We start from the raw sequence: 23,551 nt of genomic DNA on the forward strand, positions 1-23,551 counted from the left end.
CACCCCGGAAGACCGGTCAGCCGGCCGGGACGCCGTCGTCCCGGGTCGGCTGCGGGTCGAGCAGCCCGAGCCGGTGTGCGACCGCCGCCGCCTCGATCCGGTTCGCCACGTCCAGCTTGGCGATGATCCGGGAGACGTGCACGCTCGCCGTCTTCGGCGAGATGTAGAGCCGCTGCGCGATCCGGCTGTTGCTGTGCCCCTCCGCGACCAGCCGCAGCACCTCCTGCTCGCGGGCGGTGAGCAGGTCGGTGCCGGGCGCCGCGCCGGGCCCGGCCCGCAACCCGAGCCGCCGGGCCAGCGTCGCCGCCTGCTCCCCCAGGGGTACGGCCGCAAGCTCACCGGCGATCGCCGACACCTCCTCCAGGGCGCTCGCCGCCAGCGTCCGGTCCCCGGCCGTGGCCGCCGCCTCGGCCAGCCAGAAGAGTGCCCGGCCGAGCGGGTACCGCTGACCGTCCACCCGCCACGCCGCCACCGCCTCCTGCCAGCACGGCACCGCCTCGGCAGCGGCGGCGAGCGTCGCCGACACCTGGGCCGCGTACGCCACCTCGGCCGGGTAGCGGGCGGCGAGTCCGGTGCGCGCCGCCCGTACCCGGTCGGCGAGTTCCGGGTCGGCGGCCGCCACGGCGGCCCGGGCGGCGGCGGCCAGCGCCGGCCAGGCGTACCGGGGGTCGGTGTCGAGCCGCCGGCCGAGCAGGGCCCGGGCGGCCTCCACCGCCGCCGGGACGTCCCCGCCGGCCAGTGCCGCCTCGACCCGCAGCTCGTGCAGCGGCAACTCCAGCGGCAGGTACGGCCGGCGGAGGAAGCCCAACGCCCGGGCGACCAGCTCGTCGGCACCGGCCTGGCCCCGGGCGAGCCGCAGCCCGGCCCGCAACTGCAACCAGTGGTAGCCGTTGATGCCGGGCAGGTCGAGCCGGGCCGCCTGCCCGCACAGCTCGTCGGCCTCGTCCCACCGGCCGAGTGCGATCAGCGCCTCGGCCTGGTTGGAGAGGAGGAAGGCGCCGGTGGAGCGGTTGATCCCGACCCGCCTCGCCTCGGCGTACCCGGCGGCGGCCGCCTCGGCCGACTCGGCGTACCGGCCGACCTCGCAGAGCGCGTCGGAGCTGACCACCAGGGCGGTCACCAGGGTCTGCGGGTCGCCCGCCGCCCGGGCCAGCTCGACGGCGCGGCGCAGGTCGGCCAGCCCGGCATCGGACGAGACCGCGCGGCTGCACACCCAGCCGGCGGCGAGCGTCGCGCTCAGCACGGCGTCCTCGTCGGCGAGTGCGGTCGCGGCGGCCACCGCCTCGGCGGCGATCCGGGCCCCCTCGGCACGGTCGACCCGGGCGATCTGGAAGGCGATCTCGGCGAGCAGCCGGGCCCGCTGCGGATCGCCGTCGACGTCGGCGACCAGCCCGTACGCCGCGCGCAGGTCCTCGGCGCCGTCGGACTTGCCGAGGATCCGGAGCAGCCGCCCGCGCAGCAGCCGTACCCGGGCGGTCCGGACCGGTTCGGCCGCGCCGTCGAGTTCGGTCAGCATGGCGCGGGTCAGCGTCAGCGCCCGGCTGTAGTCGCCGGCGGTAGAGGTGGCCGAGAGGGTCGCCTCCAGCACGTCGAGGTGGTCGCGGCCGAGTCGCTGCTCCGCGTCCGGCACCTGCTCCCAGAGTTCGAGTACCCGTTCCAGCAGCCGCCCCTGCTCGGCGTACGCGTACCGGGAGCCGGCCGCCTCGGCGGCGGCCCAGGCCGAGGTCAGCGCCCGGGGATAGTCGTGTGCCGCGTACCAGTGGTGGGCCAGTTCGGCCGGGACCCGGCCGTCGGCGACGAGCTGCGGCTGCGCCTCGATCGCGGCCGCGTACCGGGCGTGCAGCCGGGCGTGCTCGCCGGGGAGCAGGTCCTCGTGCACGGCCTCCCGGACCAGGGCGTGCCGGAACTCGTAGCCGCCGTCGGGGTCGGCGACCACGAGCTGGGCGGCGACGGCGGCCCGGAGCGCCTCCTCCAGCTCGGTCTCCGGCACTCCGGCGACCTCGGCGAGGAGTTCGTGGGCGATCCGGGTGCCGCCGGCCCCGGCGATCCGGAGCACCCGCTGGGCCGGCTCGGGCAGCCGGTCGACCCGGGCGAGCAGCAGGTCGCGCAGGGTGTCCGGCAGGTCGGCGCAGCCGCTCGGGTCGCTGGCGGCGGCGAGTTCCTCGACGAAGAACGGGTTGCCCTGGGTCCGGTCGTGGATGGTGTCGATGGCCCGGTCGCTGGGCTCGAAGCCGAAGAGGTCGGCGAGCACCTGACCGGTACCCTCCCGGTCCAGCCGGTCGAGTTCGAGCCGTTCGACGCCCCGGGCCCGGTCGAGTTCGGCCAGGAACGGGCGGAGCGGGTGTCCCCGGTGCAGCTCGTCGGAGCGGTAGGTGCAGATCAGCAGCACCCGGGACGGCCGGACCGCGCGGGCCAGGAAGGCGATCAGGTCCCGGGTCGACCGGTCGGCCCAGTGCAGGTCCTCGATCACCAGCACCAGCGGGCGCTGTGCGGCGAGTCGGGTGAAGAGCCCGGCGACCAGCTCGAAGAGGTAGCCCCGGTGCGGGTCCAGGGAGAGCCCCGGCGCGTCCGGTGCGTGCCGGGTGTCGACGCCGGCCGACACCGCCCCGAGCCGGTCCAGCTCCGGCAGCAGGCGGGCGAACTCCCGCTCGTACCCCTCGAAGGCCGCCGCCCCGTCGCGGCGCAGCACCTGGCGGAGCGCGGCGGCGAACGGCGCGAACGGCAGGCCCTGTTCGCCGAGTTCGAGGCACTGGCCGACGAGGATCTGGTTGCCGTCGGCGACGGCGTGCCGGCCGAACTCCTCGATCAGCCGGCTCTTGCCGACCCCGGCCTCGCCGCCCACCAGCAGCGCAGTCGGCTCGTCGGTCCGGACCCGCTTGAGTGCGTCCCGCAGGACGGCGAGTTCGGACTGACGGCCGACGAGAACGCTGCTGGCGGCGCGAGTGGTCACGGGATCGAGGATGCCACGCCGGGCCGGATCTTCGAAGATCCGGACGGCGGCACCGGCCCCGGTCGGCGGGCCGGGGCGGCCGGCCGGACCGGTGCCCGGGGCGGCGGACCGCCCGTCGACCCGGTCGGGTCGGCGGACGGCGAGGGCCGTGTCCGGGTTCACCTAGGCCGCCGGGGCGCGGGACGCGGCGGAGTCGAGCCGCCGTTTCCGCGCGGTGCGCCTCGGGTCCCGGCGGGAACCGCGCGCCACCGAGGAGGCCAGCCGGGCCGAGTCGGCCTCGGCCCGCAGTTCGGCGGCGTGGGTACGGTGCAGGGTGAGCAGGAAGTGGGCGTCGGTGCTGAACATCGTCGAGCTCCATTCGATCGGGTTCTCTTCGCTGATGTCCACTCTTCGCCGGAAGGCACCCCGGCCGCATTGGCGTTCCGCCTCATGTCCGCCCGGCCGGCCTCCTTAGTTCCGCCCACCTGCGGTGCCGTGCGGCCGTAAGGTCCTTACCCGGCCCAGCTCGCCAGCCGGTCGCCCCGATCCCCGGCCGGCGTCCCACGGCCCCGCCCGACCGGCCGGTACGGCGGCGACCGGCCGGGCCGGGCTGCGGTGCCCGGCCGGGGATCGGGCCGGCGGTCCCGGCCCACTAGACTCCGTTGCATGGCAAAGGCGCAGGAGAAGGTGTCGTTCGGCCAGCGGCTGAAGCAGATCGGGATGGTGTTCTCGTTCACCGCCAAACGCGACAAGTGGTTCGTGCCGCTCGCCGTCGTCGCGGTGCTGGTCCCGATCGCGCTCACCGTGGTCGCGGTGCTGTCCTGGGGCTGGCTCTGGCTGCCGATCGGCATCCTGGTCGCCCTGCTCGCCCTGCTCATCGTGCTCAACCTGCGCTCGAACCGGGCGATGATGAACGCCGCCGAGGGGCAGCCGGGGGCGGCGGCGCAGATCCTGGAGAGCATGCGGGGTGACTGGCGGGTCACCCCGGCGGTCAGCTCCACCACCCAGATGGACATGGTGCACCTGGTCGTCGGCAAGCCCGGGGTGATCCTGCTCGGCGAGGGCAACCCGCAGCGGACCCGCAGCCTGCTCGGCCAGGAGAAGCGGCGGCTCGCCAAGGTGATCGGCACGGCGCCGCTCTACGACTACCTGATCGGGCAGGGCGAGGACGAGCTGTCGATCCGCAAGCTGCGTACGACCCTGTTGCGGCTGCCGCCGAACCTCAAGGGCAAGGACGTGAACGCCCTGGACAAGCGCCTCAAGGCGCTCTCCGCGGCCCGGCCGCAACTGCCGAAGGGCGCGATTCCGAAGAACATGCGCCCGCCCAAGGGGGCCTTCCGGCAGATGCGCGGCCGGTAGCCTGGGTCAGGACGTGCAGGTCCGGGTGGTCGGGGCGGGCCCTACCTGCTGGGCCGGGGCGAGCCGGTCGGCGACCTGCCGCAGCATCGCCGCCGTGCCGCGACGCAGCCGGCCCGGGCCACCGCCGGGGTTCGACTCCCGGTCCGGCCGGACCGGTGCCTCCGGCCGGGCGGACCGGACGTGTCGCTCGGTCGCACCGAGCGCGAGGTGGTAACCGACGGGATCCATGGTCACTTCCTTTCGACGGGACCGGTCGAGGCGCGGACGACCAGGTCGGTGGGGAGTAGCACCTGACGGTCGGCGGGATCCTCCGGTGGCTCCAGCAGCAGCCGGCCGGCGATCGCGCCCTTCTCCACCGCCGGTTGCCGGATCGTGGTGAGCCCGGCGGCGGCGGCCTCCGGGATGTCGTCGAAGCCGGTGACCGAGACGTCCCGACCGGGTCGCAGGCCGCGGGTGGCGAGCGCGTCGAGCACCCCGAGCGCCAGCAGGTCGGTGATGGCCAGCACCGCCGTGGGCCGGTCCGCGCGGTCGAGCGCGTACGCCGCCGCGTTGGCTCCCTCGGTGCGGCTGTTGGCGGCGGCGTTGCAGAGCAGCAGGTCGGGCCAGTCGACGCTGCCCTCGGCCAGCCCCTCGGCGAAGCCGCGCAGCCGTTCGCGGGTGACGTCGTACCGGATCTCGGCCGGGTCGGCGACGGTGACCGGTCCGGTACGGCGCTGCGCGACCAGGAAGTCGGAGACCACCGCGACCCGGCGATGCCCCAGCCGGGCGAGGTGACTGCCGACGGTACGGGCGGCGGCGGCCTCGTCGATCCCCACGTACATGGTGTCGGGTCCCACCTCGGCGGGGCGTTCCGCGGCGACCGTCGGCAGTCCACGGGACCGGGTCACGTCCAGCGCCCCGTGCCAGGCCGGTACGCAGTAGACGCAGAAGCCGTCCACCGCCGCGTTCCGGACCGCCTGGATGCCGGCCTCCTCCTCCGACTCGGAGAGCGGGACGATCAGCAGGCCGCTGCCGTGCCGCTCGGCGGTCTCGGCGATGCCCCGGAGGAACTGCACCGCGTACGGGTCGGTGAAGGCGTAGGAGAGCGCCAGGGTGAAGAGCACCCCGATGGCGCCGACCCGGCCGCGCCGCAGCGACCGTGCGGTCGGGTCCGGCCCCGGGTAGCCCAGTTGGCGGGCCGCCTCGTGGATCTTCTCGCGCAGTGCCGGTGACAACTGGTCGGGCCGGCTGTAGGCGTTGGAGACCGTGCTGCGGGAGACGCCCACGGCGTCGGCCACTGTTTGCAGTGTCGGCTTCACCGGTCCGCCTTCTGTATCGATCCAGTAGACCTTCTGAATCGATACAGTACGCCGCTCCAGCGCGATTCGCCAGTCTCGATCCGCCGTCCCGGACGGAGCGAGAAAAGGGAGGAGAAGGGTTCGGCCCCGGCGCGGGGCCGGAGCAGCCCGGGTCAGCGGGTGGGCGTGGACCCGCCGACCGGCTTGGACGACGGCACGGGCAGCACGATCGAGCCGGCCGCCCGGTCGTGCAGGCCACGCCGGCGGTCGTCCATGATCACCGCCGGCACCACCAGCCCCAGCAGGGTGCCCCGGAGCAGCGCACGGAGGATGCCGATCCGGCCGCCGTCGGCGTACCCGACGCATCTGATCCGGCACACCCACATGCCCGGCGTCTGCGCGAAGAGGCCGATGAAGAAGCCGTAGACGACGATCAGCGTGAGGACCGGCGCCCAACTGTCGGCGATCGGGTCGGCGTAGAGGTTGGTGGCGAGCAGGCAGAGGATCCAGTCGATGCTCAGCGCACCGAACCGGCGCGACAGGCTCGGCAGCGGGCTGGTCGGGTCGGCCGCCGGCCCGAGCGGAGCGGCACTGTTCTGCGGTGTTGCCACGGTCGACCAGAGTATCGGCCCGGCACCGCCACCCACCGGCTGGCTCCGCCGACCGGGACGTCCGACACTCCGGACGCCGGCCCGACCGCGTGGCCGGGCGGCCCCGCCGACACCCACCGCGGCCGTACGGCGACCCTGGGCGGCGAGCGAAACGCGACAAACTCAGCCAACCCGTCAAACCGGAGTATCATCCCGGAGTAGACCCGGGCCGGTCACCTGCGGGGATCACGCTCCGCAGACGACGTAACACGGCAGAAACATCAGAGACATGCTCGGGCAATCGCATGGCCATAGCGTCGCCACCAGCCTAGCCATCAGTGGACGTGCCAGGAGGACGTGTGTTCGCCAACCCCGAGGAACTCCTGCGATACCTCAAGAACGAGGACGTAAGGTTCGTCGACGTTCGTTTCTGTGACCTGCCCGGCGTGATGCAGCACTTCAACCTGCCGGTCGAGTCGTTCGACGAATCGGTCTTCACCGACGGTCTCGCCTTCGACGGATCGTCGATCCGTGGTTTCCAGGCGATCCACGAGTCGGACATGCTGCTGCTCCCCGACGTCGCCACCGCCTTCATCGACCCGTTCCGGGCACAGAAGACGCTCGCACTGAACTTCTTCATCCACGACCCGTTCACCCGCGAGGCATACTCCCGGGACCCGCGGAACGTGGCGAAGAAGGCCGAGGCCTACCTGGCGGCCAGCGGCATCGCCGACACCGCGTACTTCGGCCCGGAGGCCGAGTTCTACATCTTCGACTCGATCCGGCACGAGACCTCGGCGCACCAGGCGTATTACTACATCGACTCGATCGAGGGCGCCTGGAACAGCGGCCGCGAGGAGGAGGGCGGCAACCGGGGTTACAAGACCCCGTACAAGGGTGGCTACTTCCCGGTCCCGCCGGTCGACCACTACGCCGACCTGCGCGACGAGATCGTCCAGCGGCTGCTGGGCGCCGGTTTCACCGTCGAGCGCTCGCACCACGAGGTGGGCACCGCCGGCCAGGCTGAGATCAACTACAGGTTCTCCACCCTGCTGCACGCGGGCGACCAGCTCCAGCTCTTCAAGTACATCGTGAAGAACACCGCCTGGGCGAACGGCAAGACCGCGACCTTCATGCCGAAGCCGCTCTTCGGCGACAACGGCTCCGGCATGCACACCCACCAGAGCCTCTGGCTGAACGGCGAGCCGCTCTTCTACGACGAGACCGGCTACGCCGGCCTCTCCGACATGGCCCGCTGGTACATCGGCGGCCTGCTGCACCACGCACCGTCACTGCTCGCCTTCACCAACCCGACGATCAACTCGTACCGCCGGCTGGTCCCGGGCTTCGAGGCCCCGGTCAACCTGGTCTACTCGCAGCGGAACCGCTCCGCCTGCACCCGCATCCCGGTCACCGGCAGCAACGCCAAGGCGAAGCGGGTCGAGTTCCGGGTGCCGGACCCGTCGGCCAACGTCTACCTGGCGTTCTCGGCGATGATGATGGCCGGGCTGGACGGCATCAAGAGCAAGATCGAGCCGCCGGAGCCGATCGACAAGGACCTCTACGACCTCCCGCCGGAGGAGTGGGGCTCGGTCAAGCAGGTGCCCGGCTCGCTGCCCGAGGTGCTCGACTCGCTGGAGGCCGACCACGACTTCCTGCTGGAGGGTGGCGTCTTCACCCCCGACCTGATCTCCACCTGGGTCGAGTGGAAGCGCGCGAACGAGGTCGACCCGGTCCGGCTGCGGCCGACCCCGCACGAGTTCGCGATGTACTTCGACGTCTAGCACCGGACGCCGGCCCGGGGGCGCCCACGCACCCCTCGGGCCACCCGGCACAGGCACCTCCGGCGCGCCGCAGACCGACCCGCAAGGGCCCGGTCTGCGGCGCGCCGCACTCCGTGCTGGAACCTGGAGGGACTCCGCGCTGGAACCTAGAGGGCGAGGGTTTCCAGGTCCACGGCCTCGGCCATGGCCTGCGCGCCGTTGTCGTTGAGGTGCATGCCGTCGCCGCTGTCCAGCGCCGGATGGATGTAGTCGGGGGCTTCGGGGTTCTCGACGGCTCGGGCCACGTCGAAGACGGCGTCGAAGATGCCGCTGGTACGGATCCAGTCGTTGACCTCGCGCCGCACGGCCAGCCCTTCGGGGGTACTGATCCCGGCGTAGACGGCGCCCGCGAAGGGACCCATGGTGGCGACCAGGATCTTCAGGCCGGCCTGGTGGGCGCGACCGGCCAGCGTCTCGAAGCCCTTGACCAGGTCGTCGGCGCTGGGCAGAGCCTCGCCCGACATGCCGGGGAGGCCGAGATCGTTTATGCCGAAGTGCAGCAGGACGTGGGTGAGGCCGGGAATCGCCAGCACGTCGCGGTCGAAGCGCGCCAGCCCGTGCTCGCCGATCTCGTCCCGCAGCAGGCGGTTCCCGGCGATGCCCTGGTTGACGACCCAGCCCCGCCCGAGGCGACGGTTGAGGAAGTCCACGGAGCGGTTGTTCGCGCTGGTCGTGGAGCCGACCCCCTCGAACCACGAGTCGCCGAACGCCACGGCGATCGCGGTGTCGTCCGGGGCGAGCACATCGACGCCGGAGACGTAGAACCTGGCTTCCACCCGCTCGGCCCTGGGAAGTTCGGCGGACGTGACATGGTTCCCTCCGACTATCCGGGCCACCTCCATCGGCATGTGGGAGTAGGTGGCCAGGCCGGTCTGCTCGGGCAGATAGAGGCTGAGCGACAGGTCGGTGCCGGGGGCGACGGGCAGGTCGACCGGGTCACCGACGACCTCCGCTCCCGGCGGGATCACGATCTTCTCGGTACCGTCGAAGGTCAGGTCGGCCCGACCGTCTTCGACCGCGACCGTCGCGGCGGCGATCGTCAGCGGGGTGCGGCCGTAACGGTTCGTCAGGCGTACGCGGAGGCGTTCTCCGCCGCCGGCCATGTGCAGCACCTGACGTACCGTCTGGTCGGCGAAGCCGCGCGGTTCGCTGAGCTTGAGCTGCTCGTAGGGACTGATCACGGCGGTACGGAAGCCGGCTGTCCAGATCATCGGCACTCCAGTTTGTTCATGGGTCGGCTCGGCTCCTGCTGTCTTCGACGACTGTCCTGCACCACGATGGACCGGTTACTCTCCAACGGGAAGTACGCACCTGAAAGTGCGTAGGACACCCGTCGGTACGGATACCGGGAGGGGCGATCGATGGCGACGATGACGGCGACCCAGCGGCGGTCACAGGCCAAGGCGGACTACGACGCTTTCCTGGCGCGCTGCCCCAGCCGGCAACTGCTCGACCGGATCTCCGACAAGTGGGTGGCGCTGGTCCTGGCCGCGCTCGGCAGCGACGGTCCACACGAGTCCGGATGCGACCGTGTCGGGCAGCCGCGACCGATGCGCTACTCCGAGCTGTCCCGCAGGCTGGCCGGGATCAGCCAGAAGATGCTGACCCAGACGCTGCGTTCCCTGGAGCGCGACGGCCTGCTCACCCGCACCGTGACGGCGACCGTGCCGGTCACCGTCACCTACGAGCTGACCGACCTGGGCCTCTCGCTCCAGCAGGTGATACGCGGCGTCAAGAACTGGGCCGAGACACACATGGACGAGGTGCTCGCCAATCGCGAGCACTACGACGCGCGGGCCAGCTGAGCGCCGAGCGGCGGCGCGGCAGGGCGGCCGACCGGCGGGGCGGCGGAGCCGGCGCCACTGCCGAGTCACCGCGCCGGATAGCTTCTTGACCGTTATAGCTTGGTCACCGGTATATAGTCTCCGGCATGAGTACACCCGTCCCGTTGCGGGAACCGACGTTCCTGATCCTCACCGCCCTGGCCCGGGAGCCGATGCACGGCTACGGCATCGTCACCGAGGTCGCCGCGCTCTCCGACGGCCGGCTGTCGCTGCGACCCGGCACCCTCTACGGCGCGCTCGACCGGCTCACCGACGAGGGCCTGGTCGAGCCGGACCGGGAGGAGATCGTCGGCGGCCGGCTCCGCCGCTACTACCGACTCACCGACAGCGGGACCGCCGCGCTCACCGCCGAGACCGAGCGGCTACGCCGGAACGTCGAGGCCGCGAGCCAACGCCTGCGGGCCCGTGGCGCCCGAGCGTCCGAGGGGTCGGCCACCCGTCCGGCGCCGACGGTCCGCCCCGCCATCCGGCTCGCCGGAGGCCCGGCATGACCGACCAGCCCGGCACGACCGACCAGCCCGACGGCACCGAGCAGCCCGGCATCACCGAGCAGCCCGACGGGACCGCACAGGACGACCCGACCGCCGAGGTGAATCCGCTGGAGCGGCGCTACCGGCGACTGCTCTACGCGTACCCGAATCGCTACCGGTCGAGTCGGGGCGACGAGTTGGTCGGGACGTACCTCGATCTGGTGGATCAGGATCGGCGCTGGCCCTCCCGGCACGACGCCGTCGACGTGCTCCGCGGCGGGCTGCGGCAACGGCTGCGCGAGCAGGGCGCCCTCGGGCTCGCCGCCGCCCTGCCGGTCGCCGCGACGGTCGCGGTGAGCGCGCTGGCGGCGCTCGCGGCATTCCTGCTCATCCAGGTCGAGTTCACGAACCTGCCGGCCGACGTGCTGCCCGCGCAGGTCGGCCCGGCGCAGAGCCTCGGCGTGTTCCTCTGGGTCGGCTGGCTGCTGGCCGCGCTCGCCACGACGGTACTGCCGACGGGCTGGGCACGCCGGGGCGTCGCCGCCGCCATCCTGCTGACGCTGGCCGTGATCCCGGCCGCGCCGCTGTCCGGGCTGCCCCGGCCCCCGCTCTACGTGCTCGTCCCGGTGTTGGCGTTCGGCCTGACGGCGCTGGCGTTGCCGGCCCGTCCCGGCTGGGCGGGCCGGATCCCGCCACTGCTCGGGGCGCTGACCGGTACGGCCGTGGCCGCGCTGTTCGAGGTCGCCGAGGGTGGCGGGAACTGGTTCACCAGTTACCACTCCACGGTCGAGGTGCTGGGGATGGCGAGTGTGGGACTGGTCGGACTGGTTCTGGCCTTCGGTCTCCTTCGGGCGCTCACCGGTGACAGCAGGGCACTGTGGTCGGTCGTACCGCTGGTCACCCCGGCCAGCCTGCTCGGGATCCAACCGATCGCCGAGTGGTACTGGGGCGGCGCCCTGACCTGGGGCGAACTCGCCGCCACCGCCGTCGTGCTCACGCTGGCCGGCGCGGGCCTGCTGCTGATCGTGGTCGCCTGGCACGGCGCCCGGTACCGGGCGATCCGGGCACGTTCGGTCGGCAACCCGTGCCCGACCTGCGGACACGTCGCCGACGTCGTACGGCGGGCCGACGCCGCGAGCGGCCGGGCAGCGCCCTGATCAACCGGACCGGGGTGCGGGAGCAAGCTCGGCGAGGAGTTCGCGTACCACCTCGACCAGCAGGTCGATCTCCGTCTCGGTGGTCCGCCAGTTCACGATCGCCGGGCGGAGCGCGACCCGGCCGTCGTAGACGGTGGTGCCGACGAAGACCCGGCCGTCCTCCAGCAGGGCCGCGCCGAGCCGCCGGTTGAGGTCGTCGAGTTCGTCCGGCGGTACGTGCGCCGGGGCGGCCCGGAAGCAGACGATGCAGAGCGGCACCTCGGCCAGCCGTTCCAGGTCGGGCGCCTCGTCCACTCCCCGGGCGAGGCGCTGGGCCAGGTCGAGCTGCCGCTCCACCATCGCCCGGTGCCCCTCCCGCCCGTACGCGGCCAGGGTCGCCCAGATCGGCATCGACCGCGCCCGGCGCGACGACTCCGGCCCGTGCAGGGCGTAGTCGACCGGCCCCGGCTGGCCCGACCAGAGTGGACTGCCCGGCCCCGGCAGGTAGGTCGTGCCGGGCATCCCGAACGCGACCGGCAGCCGGGCCGGCTCGCGGAGGAACGCGAAACCGCTCTCGTACGGCACGTTGAGCCACTTGTGCCCGTCACAGGCGATCGAGTCGGCCCGCTCGATCCCGCGCAGCAGCCCGGCGGTCCGGGGCGAGAGCGCGGCGAAGAGCCCGAACGCGCCGTCCACGTGCAACCAGGCGCCGTACCGCTGCGCGAGGTCGGCGAGCGCGTCGACCGGGTCGAAGTCGCCCGCGTTCACCTCCCCGGCGTTGGCGATCAGCACCGCCGGCCCGTCCAGCTCGGCGAGCCGCCGCTCGATCGCCGGCAGGTCGACCCGGCCCACCCGGTCCCGGGCGTACACCTCGGCGCTGTCCCGGCCGTGACCGAGCATCTGCAACGCCTTACGGGCGCTGGCGTGCAGGTAGCCGCCGGAGAGCACCGGCATCCGGGGCAGTGCGACCAGCCCGTCCGCCGCGACGTCCACGCCGTGCTGCTCGGCCCACCAGTGCGTGGCGACGGCCAGCGAGGTGAAGTTCGCGAAGGTGGCGCTGGCGACCAGTGCCCCGCCGTACCGGTCGGGGAGCCCGAACAGCTCGCGCAGCCAGCGCAGCGCGGTCGCCTCCAGTTCGGCGGCGAGCGGGGAGGAGGCCCGGAACCCCGCGTTCTGGTCCAGCAGCGCGGCGGTCCAGTCGGCCGCCAGCGCGGCCGGGGTGGCGCCGCCGATGACGAAGTGGAAGAAGCGTGGCCCGCTGGAGTGGGTCGCGGCGGCGGTGCCGATCCGGAGCAGCCGCTCCAGGGCGACCGTCGATCCGAGGCCCCGCTCCGGCAGCGCACCGTCCGGAGCAGCGCCGTCGGCCACCCGGGCGGGGTCGCCCGGTCCGGCGAGTTCGCCGAGCAGCGCCTCGGTGGCCCGCTCGTGCACCGGGCGGTCGGCGAGCGAGTCCAGGTATGGACCGGCCGCCTCGTACACCTGGCGCAGCACCGCCGCCGCCGCGTTCCGATCGTCCAACGGGTCGCCCACGCGCTCCTCCTCCGCTCCGGGCGCGGCCAGCGGCGCGCCGTCCGCCCGGGTCGGAGCCGGGCCGGTCCCACCCTGCCACCACCGCGTCGACCGGTGGCAGGGCCAATCGCCGGACGGTGGTACCGCAACGGCTGGCCGACGGCCGGGCGGCCCGGCGACCGGCGGAGGTCGGCGCGCGACTTCGGCTGTTCCGGCAAGGCCCACAAAACGGGTATAGTTAGTTTAACGATTGTTGAGGACAATTCACCTTCCACTGTATCCTTTCGGCGTAGACGGGGACGCCCGGGTCGCAGCAGTACCGAATCACCGCACCCGCGCTCAAGGAGGCGACTCCGTCGTGCACCACCGTCGTTCCCGTACCCTTCGGTCACCTCAGCGCTTCCTCCTCGCGGCCACGGTCGTCACCGGCACCGTCGCGGCGGCCGGCATGGTCGCGCCCGCCGCACCCGCCGCCGCCGCGGTGAACCAGATCTCCCTGGCCGTCCTCTCCGACGGCACCGCCCCGTTCGACAGCCTCGACAGCGGCCCGACCAACGGCGTGGTCCGGACCCGGGACGTACTCAGCTACGAGTGGCGGTACTCGTCCGACTCCGGGGCACCCGGCCCGGTCACCTTCGTGCAGACCCTGGACACCTCGCCCCGGGTACGCTTCGACGCCTCCAACCTCGCCCAGTGCACCGGCCCCGACGCCGGCACGCTCAGCGCCGACGGGCACACCCTGACCTGCTCGGTCGCCGTCGACGCGACCGGTGCCGGTTCGGTGCCGATCACCGTCACGCTGGACGGCTCGGTACCGAACGGCACGGTGATCAACTCGACGCTCACCGCCAACTCCGGCGCGCTGGTCGGCGGCTCGCGCAGCACCACAGTGGCCGCGATGCCGCAACTGAACCTCCAGGCGCGGCTCTGGGGCACCCCGACCGCGGCCTCGGTCGGCGGCGCGGCGGGCAGCGGCTACGTCTTCAGCTTCGTGGTGACCCAGCCGGCCAACGCCAAGGGCACCGAACTGGTCACCGCCCCGCTGACCTTCACCGCCGACCTGAGCACGATCTCCCCGAACGCGGTACTGGTCGCCGGCTCGTGCGCCCCGGTCAACCACGGCGGCTACGCCATCCCGTACGGCCGGATCGGCATCAACCCCAACGCGACGGCGAACAACTCGGTGGTCAACTCCGGCACGGTGAGCTGTAGCCAGACCGGCCGGGTCGTCACGGTCACCGTCACCGGCGCCGACCTCGCCGGCACCAGCAACCCGACCACCGGGGCGCAGGGCAACACGCTCTCGAACAGCCTGCGCTATCTGGTCTCCGGCAGCTTCACCGTCTTCGTACCCAGCACCGACAGCGGCTCGGTGATCCAGTCGACGATCCAGTACCGCGGCTTCGACCCGTTCAGCATCACCGGCCAGTCGAACTTCGGCACCGGCTACGAGCCCGGCGGTGAGCCCTCCGCCGCGACCTGCACCTACGTCGCCGACAACACCAACCGGAGCAACGACAACTGCTTCTCCACCACTTTCGGCCCCCGGGCGGCCGGCTACAACGGCTACTTCTGGACCACCGACACCCCCGGCGGGATCCCGGCCGGCAACGCCAGCAACGGCACCTCCGGAGACGGCGTCGCCTCCCCCGGACAGACCTACTACGACCGGCTGCACCTCTACTCGACCAGCGGACCGGCGCTGACCGGCGCGGCGATCTGCGACAAGTGGAACCCGGCCGAGACCCGGATCGTCGGGATCGGCCGGGCGTACCGGAACAACACCGTCGTCGCCGCCTCCGAGTACACGGTGGAGTACGCCGTGCTGCCGATGGCCGACGACAACGCCCGCCGGACCACCTCCTGCGGCACCGGCACCTGGTATCCCTCGGTCGAGGCGGCCGGCGGGGCGAGCCTGGTCAACGCGGTCCGGTTCACCCCGAACTGGACGATCGCCAACGGCGAGACCAGCTATTTCCACCCGCAGTTCCAGGTGCAGCCGAACCCGGTCGGCACCATCCTGGCCAACTTCGACAGCGCCCGGCTCGGTGCCGCCGAGACCTGGGGGCCGTCGTTCTACAACCGGGTCACCAACAATCCGTCGTACACCGGAAACCGGCTGACCGTCACCGACGGGGTGCTCCGGGTGGCCAAGACCAACAACCTGCCGCCCAGCCAGCAGTTCATCGCGGCCGGCGGCACCGTCACCTACACCCTGAGCCCGACGGTGACCCGGGCGACCTCGGCGACCAGCCCGGTCGGCGGGGTACGGATCACCGACACCCTGCCCGGCTGCCTGAGCTACGTCGCCGGCAGCGCCCACTACGTCTCCGGCGGCGCCAGCCTCGGCGTCGAGCTGACCGCCGGCAACAACGGCGCGGACGGCATCCCGTGCACCGGGGACAGCGGCGAGACCGGGCAGAGCCTGCTGCTCAAGCTCGGGCCGATCGTCCCCGGCGGCAGCATCCCGGCGATCGCCTTCCAGGCCACCGCGCTGCGGATCACCCCGGACAGCACCGGCGCGGCCAACACCGCCGTGATCGGCTCCGACGCGGCGGTACCGATCGACCTGGCCAAACGCACCGCCACCTCGACGATCACGGTACGCAACCAGACCCAGTTGGCCATCTCGGAGACCACCGCCACCCCGCAGATCACCGGCGACGAGCCGCTGAGCTACACGATCGCGTACCGGAACGTCACCGGGCTGACCATCCCCTCGCTGGTGATCCTCTCCGAGTTGCCGTACAACGGCGACGGGCGGTCGTCGTTCAGCGGCACCCTGACGTACGCCGGATCAACCGCGCCGGCCGGCGCCACGGTGCAGTGCACGACCCGGCCGCACGGCACGCACACCGGCGACCCGGCCGACTATTCGACGGCGGCCTGCGGCCCGACCACCACCGGGGTACGGATCGTCGTCACCAACCTGACCAACACCACCGTCAACGCGGTCCGGCTCAACCTGACCACCAGCGGCAACAACACCGGTGACCGGTACGTCAACACCAGCACCGGCAGCTATCTGCCCAGCGGTGGCAGCACCCCGATCACGCTGCCCAGCGAGACCGCACAGGTGACCGTGGTGTCGTCGACGATCAGCGGGCGCACCTGGCGGGACGCGAACGCCGACGGGATCCGGCAGTCCGGCGAGGGCCCGCTGGGCGGCTTCCCGGTGGCGCTCTCCGGCACCAACGACCTGGGCAGTCCGGTGACCCGGTCGACGACGACCGCCGCCGACGGGACGTACGCCTTCACCGGGTTGCGGGCCGGCACCTACACCGTGACGTTCGACCCGGCCGCGCTCGCCGCGGACCAGCGCTTCTCGCCGCAGGGCCAGGGCGCCAACCGGGGGGTCGACTCGGACGGCGATCCGAGCACCGGCGCCACCGCCGTACTGGCGCTCGGCACCGGCGCCACCCGCAGCGACATCGACCAGGGCATCCGGCTGGTCCCGCCCACCGTCACCGTCACACCGTCGCGCGCCAGCACGAACTTCGGCGACGAGGTGACGCTGACCGCCGACGTCTCGCCCTCCGCCGCCACCGGCACGGTCACCTTCACCGCCGGCGTGACCACCGGCCCGTCGGCCGGCTCGACGGTCACCCTCGGCACCGCGCCCCTCAGCGGCGGGCGGGCGACGTTGACGGTGACGCTGCCGGCGTACGGGCCGAACACGGTGACCGCCGGCTACGGCGGGGACGCGACCTATCCGGCCGGCACCTCCAGCGGGCAGGTGGTGCAGGTCTCCGCCGCCAACACCCGACTGCTGGTCAGCGAGTTCCGGCTCTCCGGCCCCGGTGGCCCGACCGACCAGTACGTCGAGCTGACCAACACCAGCCCGTTCGCCGTCCCGCTGGCCGGGTTCACGGTGAAGACCGACAACGGCGCCGCCGTCACACTCCCCCGGACGGCACCGACCCTCGGCTCCGGCCGGGCGTACCTGGTGGTCGGCGGCGGGTACTCGCTCTCCTCGCTGGCCGCCCCGGACCTCGTCGTCGCCACCCTGGGCACCACCGGCGGGGTCCGGACGACCGCACCCGACGCGGCCGGCACGGTCACCGACGCGGCCGGGCCGAGTCCCGGGTACTCCACCGGCACCCCGCTGCCCGCGCTGACCGGCCAGCCGACCGACCAGTACGCCTGGGTGCGGCTGGCCCAGACCGGCACGTTGCAGAACACCCGCGACAACAGCACCGACTTCGCCCTCGTCTCCAGCACGGGCGGCCCGGTCGGCGGGGCGCAGTCCACCCTCGGCTCCGCCTCGCCGAGCGGCACCACCAGCCCGGTACGCCGACCGGCCCACCTGGTCTCGTCACTGATCGACCCCGACCGGCCGGTCAACGCCGCACCGAACCGGGAGGTGACCGCCGGCCAGCCCCGGATCCTGACCGTCCGGCGCACCATCACCAACAACTCGGGCAGCACGGTCACCTCGGCCCGGCTCCGGATCATCTCGATCAGCGCGGCGAACGGCGCACCGAAGCCGGGCGTACCGAGCCAGCCGGCGGACCCGGCCCGGCTGCGGGCGGTGAACTCGGCGACGCCGGTCACGGCGATCACGGTCGGCGGCCGTACGGTGCTGGCGCACAGCGTCACGCTGGCGCCTCCGGCCACCGATCCACCGGGCGGTGGCCTGAACAGCACCCTCGCCGTTCCGCTGCCCAGCGGCGGGCTGCCCGCCGGGGAGAGCGTCTCGATCTCGATCACGTTCGCCGTCGACAGCGGCCGGACCTTCTGGTTCACCTATGACGTCGAGGTTTAGCCCGTCGGTCCGGGCCGCGGTGCTGCTCGCGGTCACCGCCGCCGTCATCCTGATCGGCCTGCTGCTCTTCACCTCGGACCCCGCGAACCGGGAGTCCGACCGACCTGTTCCGGTGCCGGAGCAGTCCGTCCCGGCGCCGGAACAGCGCGCCCCCACGCCGAACCGGCAGGTCTCGGCGCCGGTCGAGTCCGGCACGCCGGCCGGCGACGCCGGAGAACTGCCGCCGGCCCCTGAACCGGCGGACCGCTGATGACGACCGGAGCGGCGACCGGGCACGGCACCGACGGGAAACCGCACGACCGCCAGCCCGCCGGTCGACGGGCGGACGAGCCGACCGGAGCGGCGTCGGCCGGCCCGGCCTGCGGCACGACGACCCCCGGCCGGTCGGCGTACGGGCTGCGGGTGCACGGCCTCGACGAGGTCGCCGAACTCGGGCCGGCCCGGGAGTGCCGGCCCGACGCACCGGCCGTCCGGGTGGGGCAGGCGGCCGGACCACCGCCCGGACCGCTGCCGCTGGACGGCCGGCGCGGGGTACGGGTACTCGCCGACGGCCGGCACCTGGCGCTCGATCGGGACCGGGGCCGGGCCACCTTCTACGGTCCACCGCTCGCGGCCGATCTGCTCGCCCACCCGTACCTCGGTGCGGTGGCCACGGTCTTCAACCGGTGGGCCGGTCGGGAAGCGTTCCACGCCGGGGCCTTCGTGCTCGGCGGACGCGCCTGGGCGCTGCTCGGTCCGCGTACCGCCGGCAAGAGCAGCCTGCTGGCGGCGCTGGCCGCCGCCCGGGTGCCGGTGCTCACCGACGACATCCTGGTGGTCGACGGCACCACCGGGTACGCCGGGCCGCGCTGCCTGGACCTGCGCCGGCCGGTACCCGGTCTCCGGCTCGACTGCCGGCCGGCCCGGCGGGACAGCCGGTCCCGGGTACTGCTGCCGCCGGTCCCGGCCCGGGTGCCGCTCGGCGGCTGGCTCTTCCTGAGCTGGGGAGAGGCCCTCGGGATGACCCCGCTGGGCGCACCGGAGCTGCTGGCCCGACTCGCGTGCCGGCGGTCGTGGCGGAACCTGCCGTCGGATCCGGCGACCATGCTGGCCCTGGCCACCCTGCCCGCCTGGGACCTGGTCCGCCCGCCGGACTGGAGACTCCTCGACGCCACCTGCCGGTTGCTGACCCTCACCCTGACCGGATCGCCCGCCCCGGCACCGACGCACACCTCGGCACCGGAACCGATGGCCGAGCCGGAGCCGGTACCCGCCCCACGATCGGCGGCGACGACCGCGACGGGGGCGGCGGCGACCGCGCAGGCCGTACGCGGTCTCGCGCTCGACGCCCTGGTGGTGCGGACCGCAACGGCGCTACGCGACCGGGGCATCGCGAGCGTCCTGCTCAAGGGTGCCGGCCTGGCCCACCGGCTGCGGAACGCCGGATCCCGCCGGTACGACGACGTCGACCTGCTCGTCGCGCCGGCCACCTTCGACGCGGCCCAGCGGGTGCTCCGCGACCTCGGGTACCGGCCGATCCTGGCCGGCGCCCGCCAGGACGACTGGGCACACTGGCACGCCCGCCCGTGGCGGGCACCCGGACCGGCCGCGCTCACCGTCGACCTGCACCGGGGATTCGCCGGGGTCGCCGATCCGGTGGCCTTCTGGTCGGCGGTCTCGACCACGGCCGAACGGCTGGACCTGGCCGGCGGCACGGTGGCGGTACCGGACGAACCCTGCGCCGCGCTGCTCGTCGCACTGCACGCCGCCAGTCCGGGCCGGTCCGGGCGCCCCGGGGACGATCTGGCCCGGGCCCTGGCGGTGCTGCCGGCAGCGACCTGGCGGGTGGCGGCCGGGATCGCCCGACGGACCGGCGCGGTTCCGGCCTTCGCGGTCGCGCTGCGCCGGGACGCGCGGGGCGACGCGCTCGCCACCGAGTTGGGACTGCCGCGCCGGACGGCGGTCACCGGCTGGCTCGCCGCGCATCGCGGCAGGTCGGCGGCGTACTCGCTGGCCCGGCTCGCCGAGCTGCCGACCTGCCGGGCCCGGCTCCGGCATCTCGGCCTGCGGCTGGTGCCGTCGCCGGCCGCGATGCGGCACGCGTACCCGCTGGCCGGCCGGGGGGTCGCGGGGCTGCTGCTCGCCTATCTCGTCCGGGCCGGCGACCTCGCCCGGCGTACCCCGGGTGGCCTGCGGGAGTTGCGGATCGCGAGCCGGCGGGCCGGCGGTGACCAGCGGTGACGGCGGTACCGGTCCGCTGGCTCCGGGTGTCGGGGCGAGCGGTGTCCGCACTGCTCCGGCTGGCCCGGCGCCGGGGACTGGGCGGGCTCCGGACGGCACTGTGGACGGTACGGGCCTGGCGTCGGGTACGCCGGCAGCTGCGCAGGGCCGGCATGGACGGCGTACGCCTGCCGGCCCCACCGCCCACCGCCGACGTCGACCGGACGGTGGTCTCCGGCGTACTGCACCGGCTCGGGGCGAGTTGCCTGGAACGCGCACTCGTACGGCAACGCTGGTACGCCGCCCGCCGGACTCCCCGGACGCTGGTGATCGGGGTGACCGCGCCGAGCAGCGGGTTCCGGGCGCACGCCTGGCTCGACGGCGAACCCGACCGGCACCGGCACGGGCTGGTCGAGGTCCTGCACCGCCCACCGCCGCCGGAGTGGCTGCCCGCCGACGACGGCGAACTGTCGGAGGGAGCGAAACCGGAGCGGCTGCCGGCCGGCGACCGTGAACTGTCGGGGGGAACGGAACCGGGGCGGCTGCCCGCCGACGGCCGCGAGCTGTCGGAGGGAACGGAACCGGAGTGGCTGCCGGCCGGCGGCGCCGAGACTTCGGCGGCAGCGGAGAAGGCGGAGACCGGCCGCAGCGGTCACGTGGACTGAATCAGGCCGTGGTGCAGCAGTGCGTCGAGGAAGCGCCGGACGTCCGCGACCGCCCGCTCCGCCGGGACCGGGGTGTCGGCGGTCAGCGCGGCGACGAGTTCGGTGCTGGTGGCCCCGTCGACCAGCCGGGTCCAGAGTAGCGCACCGGACCGGTCGAGTCCGAAATAGACGGAGCTGGTGGTGTCGAGTACGACGATCTCGTCGCCGGCCCGCCGCCACGCCGTACCGGCCGGCGCGACCCGGTAGACCGGCTCCGCCGCCCCGGTCATCGGCGCGGCTCCGGTCCGGAGGGCCGGGGCACGGCTGGCCGGCCGGACTCGCCGCCGCCGGAACTGGAGGCGAGCCACACCTCCTGGACCAGTCCCGCCGTGCCACCGGGGATCGGCCACCGGGACCAGAGCGTGCGCAGCGCGGCCACGTCGACGAGTTCCTCGTCGACGCCGCTGCCGTCCCAGCGCTGGACGAACCGGCGGGTCGGCCCCCGGAGGAAGACCTCCAGGAAACGGGCCTTCGGCCGGGGCGCGGTGACCACCTCCGGCAGCAGCCCGGCGGCGATCTCGGCGACCAGCCGGTCCCGGGGCGGGCACCGGCGCCGGCCGTCCGGTCCGGTCAGGGTGGTCAGGAACCCCGGGTCGAGCAGTGGATTCACCACCGCCACGCCGTGCGCGGCGCCGAGCGCGGCCAGGCTGGCGCAGGTCAGCCCGAGGTCACGCCGACGGACGTGCCAGGCGATCCGGCGGTCGAGCCGGCGCGGTTCCCGGCGCCGTTCCGCCCGGAAGGCGCGGTGGATCTCCGCCGACACCTCCGGCCGCAGCCAGGGGAACATCTCCGGGCCCGGTCGGCGCATCCGCAGTACGGCCCGGAACTGGCCGGCGCCCCGGCGCAGCCGTACCCGCAGCGGGCCGGGGCGTGCCCGGCGCCAGCCGCCGAGCACCTGGTCCCCGCCGGCACCGGTGAGCATCGACCCGCCGGTTGCCAGCTCGACGATGGGCAGGTGCAGGTGCAGGTTGGCCGGGTGCCGCAGGCCGTGCCGGCGCAGCAGCCGCCCCGCCGTCGGACCGACCAGGTCGAGGTCGTCGTCGGCCTGGAGCAGTTGCCAGTCCCCGATGCCCAGCGCCTGGACCACCCGGTCCTGCCACCGCGACTCGTCGGCCCGGGGCGCCCCGGTGAACCGCCAGGTGACCGGTACCGGATGCGGCAGACCCTCCCGGCGGGCCACCCGGAGCGCGACGGCGAGCACGAGTGACGAGTCCAGCCCGCCGGAGAAGCTGACCACGCACGGCGGTCGGCGCAGCGCGGGCAGCACCGCCTGTTCGAGAGCGCCGAGCGGGGTCACGGCACGCTCCGGGACCGGTGCGGTCTCCGGCGGCGTCCAGCCGAGTGACCAGCGGGCCGGCCCGGTCCGGTGTGCCGGCGGCTCCGGTACGTGCCCGAGTACCACCCCGGAGGCGATCTCGCGTCGGGTCAGCCGGGAGGCGGGAGGATCAGCCACGGGTCAGCGTCCCCCGGCTGCGGGCCGAGCGCAGGGCCAGGCCGAACGTCCAGATCGCGGCCGGCAGCAGTACGACGGTGGTCCCGAGCAGCGCCAGTGCGGTACTCCCCCACTCCTCGCCGGCGATCGCCGCGCGCAGCCCGTCCAGGGCGAGCCGGGTCGGCAGTACGGCGACGAGCGGGTGCAGTTCGGCCGGCAGCGCGGCGGTCGGGAAGTAGGTACCGGAGACGAAGGAGAGCCCGACGACGAGCAGCCGGGCGACGGTGCCGCCGTGCCCGACCGCCACCGAGACCGCCATCAGCGCGACGCCGATGCCGAGCACCGCCGTGCCGCCGAGCCCGAGCAGCAGCACCACCCCGAGCCAGTCGGCCCGGTCGGTTCGCAGCCCGAGCAGCAGGCTCAGCACCAGCAGATAGAAGCCGGCCCGGAGCAGGGCGAAGACGAACGGGTAACCGGCGACGCCCAGCGCGAGCGCCCAGACCGGTACCGGTTGGGCGGCCAGCATCTCCAGGGTGCCGCCGCGCTGCTCCGCCGCGATCCGGGCGGTGAGCTGGGTGGCGGCCGACTGGAGGACCAGCATGAAGGTGATGCCGATCGCGACGAAGTCGAAGTAGCTTGCCGCGCCGGCCAGACCCGTCGCGGCGGACTGCTCAGCGGTGCCGTCGGGTTGGCCGAGCAGCCGGGAGATGAAGAGGAAGACCAGCAGGTTGACGATGCCGAAGGTGAGGTCGAGCAGGAGCGGCAGCCGGACGAGCCGTCGCCCGCCGAGGTCGCGTACGACGAGCGCGGCCACGGCGCGTGGCCCGGTGCTCCCCCGGCGAGCGGCGGTGACCGTCGCGGTGTCGCCGACCGGGGCGTCGGTGCGCAGGGTGCCGGTCATCGCGGGCCGGTGAGGGTGAGCAGGCGGTCGCAGCGCTCCCGGTCGGTGTCGTGCGGCGAGGCGATCACGCAGCCGAGCCGGGGACGGCGGTCGAGGGCGGCCCAGAGCAGCTCCCGGGCCGGGTCGTCGAGGGAGCGGCCGGGCTCGTCCAGGAGCAGCAGCTTCGGATCGCCGAGCAGGGCGCGGGCGATCGTCACCCGGGCGCGCATCCCGGTGGAGCAGTGCCGGATCGGCGTACCGGAGAAGGTGTCGACGCCCAGCTCACCCTCCAGCCGGCGCACCTCGGCGGACCGGTCCGGCACCGGCAGCCGGAGCCGGGCCACCAGCATCAGGTTGTCGCGGGCGGTGAGCTGCTCGTAGAGGCCCAGGTCGGTGGCGAGGCCGACCCCGACCAGGTGCCGGGCGGCCGGCGAGCCGACCGGGTGGCCGGCCACGGTGGCCCGGCCCGCGCTCAGGGTCAGCGTGCCGGCGAGGCAGCGCAGCAGGGTGGTCTTGCCGGACCCGTTGCCGCCGACGACCAGCAGCCGCACCCCGGCGGGCAGGTCGAGGTCGAGGTCGGCGAAGACGGTACGGCGGCCGAAGCGGCGGCCCGCGCCGCGCAACCGGAGCATCA

The 23,551-nt window shown here is 73.8% G+C and carries 20 protein-coding genes; 9 read left to right on the top strand and 11 right to left on the bottom strand.

The features are described from left to right. Positions 1-16: 16 nt before the first annotated feature. Positions 17-3,112, bottom strand: a complete 3,096-nt coding sequence (locus tag C6W10_RS27055; RefSeq protein ID WP_234361444.1) for an AAA family ATPase — start codon at positions 3,110-3,112, stop codon at positions 17-19. Next, the gene (locus tag C6W10_RS27060) at positions 3,113-3,295 is read right to left on the bottom strand and encodes a hypothetical protein (protein WP_159079596.1); all 183 of its coding nucleotides are present in this window, start codon (positions 3,293-3,295) and stop codon (positions 3,113-3,115) included. 300 nt (positions 3,296-3,595) lie between these two features. On the opposite strand from C6W10_RS27060, the gene C6W10_RS27065 reads away from it, so the two are divergent. Continuing rightward, positions 3,596-4,288: a DUF4191 domain-containing protein gene (locus tag C6W10_RS27065; protein ID WP_107261650.1), complete on the top strand. Its 693-nt coding sequence runs from the start codon at positions 3,596-3,598 to the stop codon at positions 4,286-4,288. 6 nt (positions 4,289-4,294) lie between these two features. On the opposite strand, the gene C6W10_RS27070 is transcribed toward C6W10_RS27065, so the two are convergent. The 3 genes from C6W10_RS27070 to C6W10_RS27080 form a co-directional block, all read right to left on the bottom strand. Then, entirely contained in the window at positions 4,295-4,516 is a 222-nt protein-coding gene (locus C6W10_RS27070) for a hypothetical protein (RefSeq protein WP_107261652.1), read from the bottom strand. Between the two features lie 2 nt (positions 4,517-4,518). Next, complete coding sequence (locus C6W10_RS27075) at positions 4,519-5,565, bottom strand: LacI family DNA-binding transcriptional regulator (protein WP_234361445.1); 1,047 nt, start codon at positions 5,563-5,565, stop codon at positions 4,519-4,521. A 173-nt stretch (positions 5,566-5,738) separates the two neighbouring features. Further along, the gene (locus tag C6W10_RS27080; RefSeq protein ID WP_107264324.1) at positions 5,739-6,176 is read right to left on the bottom strand and encodes an RDD family protein; all 438 of its coding nucleotides are present in this window, start codon (positions 6,174-6,176) and stop codon (positions 5,739-5,741) included. A 338-nt stretch (positions 6,177-6,514) separates the two neighbouring features. Between C6W10_RS27080 and glnA the strand changes: the two genes are divergently transcribed. Beyond that, positions 6,515-7,939: a type I glutamate--ammonia ligase gene (glnA, locus tag C6W10_RS27085; protein WP_107261656.1), complete on the top strand. Its 1,425-nt coding sequence runs from the start codon at positions 6,515-6,517 to the stop codon at positions 7,937-7,939. 146 nt (positions 7,940-8,085) lie between these two features. Here the strand turns inward: glnA and C6W10_RS27090 are convergent, their stop codons facing one another. After that, entirely contained in the window at positions 8,086-9,189 is a 1,104-nt protein-coding gene (locus tag C6W10_RS27090; protein ID WP_107264325.1) for a GDSL-type esterase/lipase family protein, read from the bottom strand. Between the two features lie 150 nt (positions 9,190-9,339). On the opposite strand from C6W10_RS27090, the gene C6W10_RS27095 reads away from it, so the two are divergent. The 3 genes from C6W10_RS27095 (at position 9,340) to C6W10_RS27105 (ending at position 11,449) form a co-directional block, all read left to right on the top strand. Then, entirely contained in the window at positions 9,340-9,783 is a 444-nt protein-coding gene (locus C6W10_RS27095; protein ID WP_107261658.1) for a helix-turn-helix domain-containing protein, read from the top strand. 125 nt (positions 9,784-9,908) lie between these two features. Beyond that, complete coding sequence (locus C6W10_RS27100) at positions 9,909-10,313, top strand: PadR family transcriptional regulator (protein ID WP_107261660.1); 405 nt, start codon at positions 9,909-9,911, stop codon at positions 10,311-10,313. Beyond that, complete coding sequence (locus C6W10_RS27105) at positions 10,310-11,449, top strand: GlsB/YeaQ/YmgE family stress response membrane protein (RefSeq protein ID WP_234361446.1); 1,140 nt, start codon at positions 10,310-10,312, stop codon at positions 11,447-11,449. Before C6W10_RS27100 ends, C6W10_RS27105 begins: the two co-directional genes overlap by 4 nt. On the opposite strand, the gene C6W10_RS27110 is transcribed toward C6W10_RS27105, so the two are convergent. Continuing rightward, a complete protein-coding gene (locus tag C6W10_RS27110) occupies positions 11,450-12,958 on the bottom strand; it encodes a pyridoxal-dependent decarboxylase (RefSeq protein WP_107261662.1) in 1,509 nt (502 codons plus the stop codon). It lies immediately after the preceding gene. A gap of 337 nt (positions 12,959-13,295) precedes the next feature. Between C6W10_RS27110 and C6W10_RS27115 the strand changes: the two genes are divergently transcribed. From C6W10_RS27115 to C6W10_RS27130, 4 genes are read left to right on the top strand one after another with little or no spacing between them, the layout of a single operon-like run. Beyond that, positions 13,296-17,702 (top strand): SdrD B-like domain-containing protein, encoded by a 4,407-nt coding sequence (locus tag C6W10_RS27115; protein WP_107261664.1) that lies wholly within the window; start codon positions 13,296-13,298, stop codon positions 17,700-17,702. After that, positions 17,686-17,952: a hypothetical protein gene (locus C6W10_RS27120; protein ID WP_159104762.1), complete on the top strand. Its 267-nt coding sequence runs from the start codon at positions 17,686-17,688 to the stop codon at positions 17,950-17,952. The genes C6W10_RS27115 and C6W10_RS27120 overlap by 17 nt, the downstream gene beginning before the upstream one ends. Next, positions 17,952-19,922, top strand: a complete 1,971-nt coding sequence (locus C6W10_RS27125; protein ID WP_107261668.1) for a nucleotidyltransferase family protein — start codon at positions 17,952-17,954, stop codon at positions 19,920-19,922. The genes C6W10_RS27120 and C6W10_RS27125 overlap by 1 nt, the downstream gene beginning before the upstream one ends. Continuing rightward, positions 19,919-20,566, top strand: a complete 648-nt coding sequence (locus tag C6W10_RS27130; RefSeq protein WP_107261670.1) for a lasso peptide biosynthesis B2 protein — start codon at positions 19,919-19,921, stop codon at positions 20,564-20,566. Before C6W10_RS27125 ends, C6W10_RS27130 begins: the two co-directional genes overlap by 4 nt. Here C6W10_RS27130 and C6W10_RS27135 read toward each other — a convergent pair. From C6W10_RS27135 to C6W10_RS27150, 4 genes are read right to left on the bottom strand one after another with little or no spacing between them, the layout of a single operon-like run. After that, positions 20,554-20,835, bottom strand: coding sequence for a PqqD family protein (locus C6W10_RS27135; protein ID WP_107261672.1), 282 nt, complete (start codon positions 20,833-20,835; stop codon positions 20,554-20,556). The two genes, C6W10_RS27130 and C6W10_RS27135, sit on opposite strands and share 13 nt — an antisense overlap. After that, the gene (locus C6W10_RS27140) at positions 20,832-22,058 is read right to left on the bottom strand and encodes an asparagine synthase-related protein (RefSeq protein ID WP_107261674.1); all 1,227 of its coding nucleotides are present in this window, start codon (positions 22,056-22,058) and stop codon (positions 20,832-20,834) included. Before C6W10_RS27140 ends, C6W10_RS27135 begins: the two co-directional genes overlap by 4 nt. After that, positions 22,051-22,938, bottom strand: coding sequence for an ABC transporter permease (locus C6W10_RS27145; RefSeq protein WP_107261676.1), 888 nt, complete (start codon positions 22,936-22,938; stop codon positions 22,051-22,053). Before C6W10_RS27145 ends, C6W10_RS27140 begins: the two co-directional genes overlap by 8 nt. Further along, positions 22,935-23,549 (bottom strand): ATP-binding cassette domain-containing protein, encoded by a 615-nt coding sequence (locus tag C6W10_RS27150; RefSeq protein WP_107261678.1) that lies wholly within the window; start codon positions 23,547-23,549, stop codon positions 22,935-22,937. Before C6W10_RS27150 ends, C6W10_RS27145 begins: the two co-directional genes overlap by 4 nt. Positions 23,550-23,551 lie beyond the last annotated feature (2 nt).

Source organism: Plantactinospora sp. BB1 (genome assembly GCF_003030385.1).
Classification (GTDB): domain Bacteria; phylum Actinomycetota; class Actinomycetes; order Mycobacteriales; family Micromonosporaceae; genus Plantactinospora.

Coding starts and splice junctions, on each gene's coding strand:
- C6W10_RS27095 (WP_107261658.1), top strand. CDS start 9,340: ATGGCGACGATGACGGCGACCCAGCGGCGGTCACAGGCCAAGGCGGAC.
- C6W10_RS27120 (WP_159104762.1), top strand. CDS start 17,686: ATGACGTCGAGGTTTAGCCCGTCGGTCCGGGCCGCGGTGCTGCTCGCG.
- C6W10_RS27090 (WP_107264325.1), bottom strand. CDS start 9,189: ATGATCTGGACAGCCGGCTTCCGTACCGCCGTGATCAGTCCCTACGAG.
- C6W10_RS27145 (WP_107261676.1), bottom strand. CDS start 22,938: ATGACCGGCACCCTGCGCACCGACGCCCCGGTCGGCGACACCGCGACG.
- C6W10_RS27150 (WP_107261678.1), bottom strand. CDS start 23,549: ATGCTCCGGTTGCGCGGCGCGGGCCGCCGCTTCGGCCGCCGTACCGTC.
- C6W10_RS27125 (WP_107261668.1), top strand. CDS start 17,952: ATGACGACCGGAGCGGCGACCGGGCACGGCACCGACGGGAAACCGCAC.
- C6W10_RS27105 (WP_234361446.1), top strand. CDS start 10,310: ATGACCGACCAGCCCGGCACGACCGACCAGCCCGACGGCACCGAGCAG.
- C6W10_RS27060 (WP_159079596.1), bottom strand. CDS start 3,295: ATGTTCAGCACCGACGCCCACTTCCTGCTCACCCTGCACCGTACCCAC.
- C6W10_RS27070 (WP_107261652.1), bottom strand. CDS start 4,516: ATGGATCCCGTCGGTTACCACCTCGCGCTCGGTGCGACCGAGCGACAC.
- C6W10_RS27065 (WP_107261650.1), top strand. CDS start 3,596: ATGGCAAAGGCGCAGGAGAAGGTGTCGTTCGGCCAGCGGCTGAAGCAG.
- C6W10_RS27100 (WP_107261660.1), top strand. CDS start 9,909: ATGAGTACACCCGTCCCGTTGCGGGAACCGACGTTCCTGATCCTCACC.
- C6W10_RS27135 (WP_107261672.1), bottom strand. CDS start 20,835: ATGACCGGGGCGGCGGAGCCGGTCTACCGGGTCGCGCCGGCCGGTACG.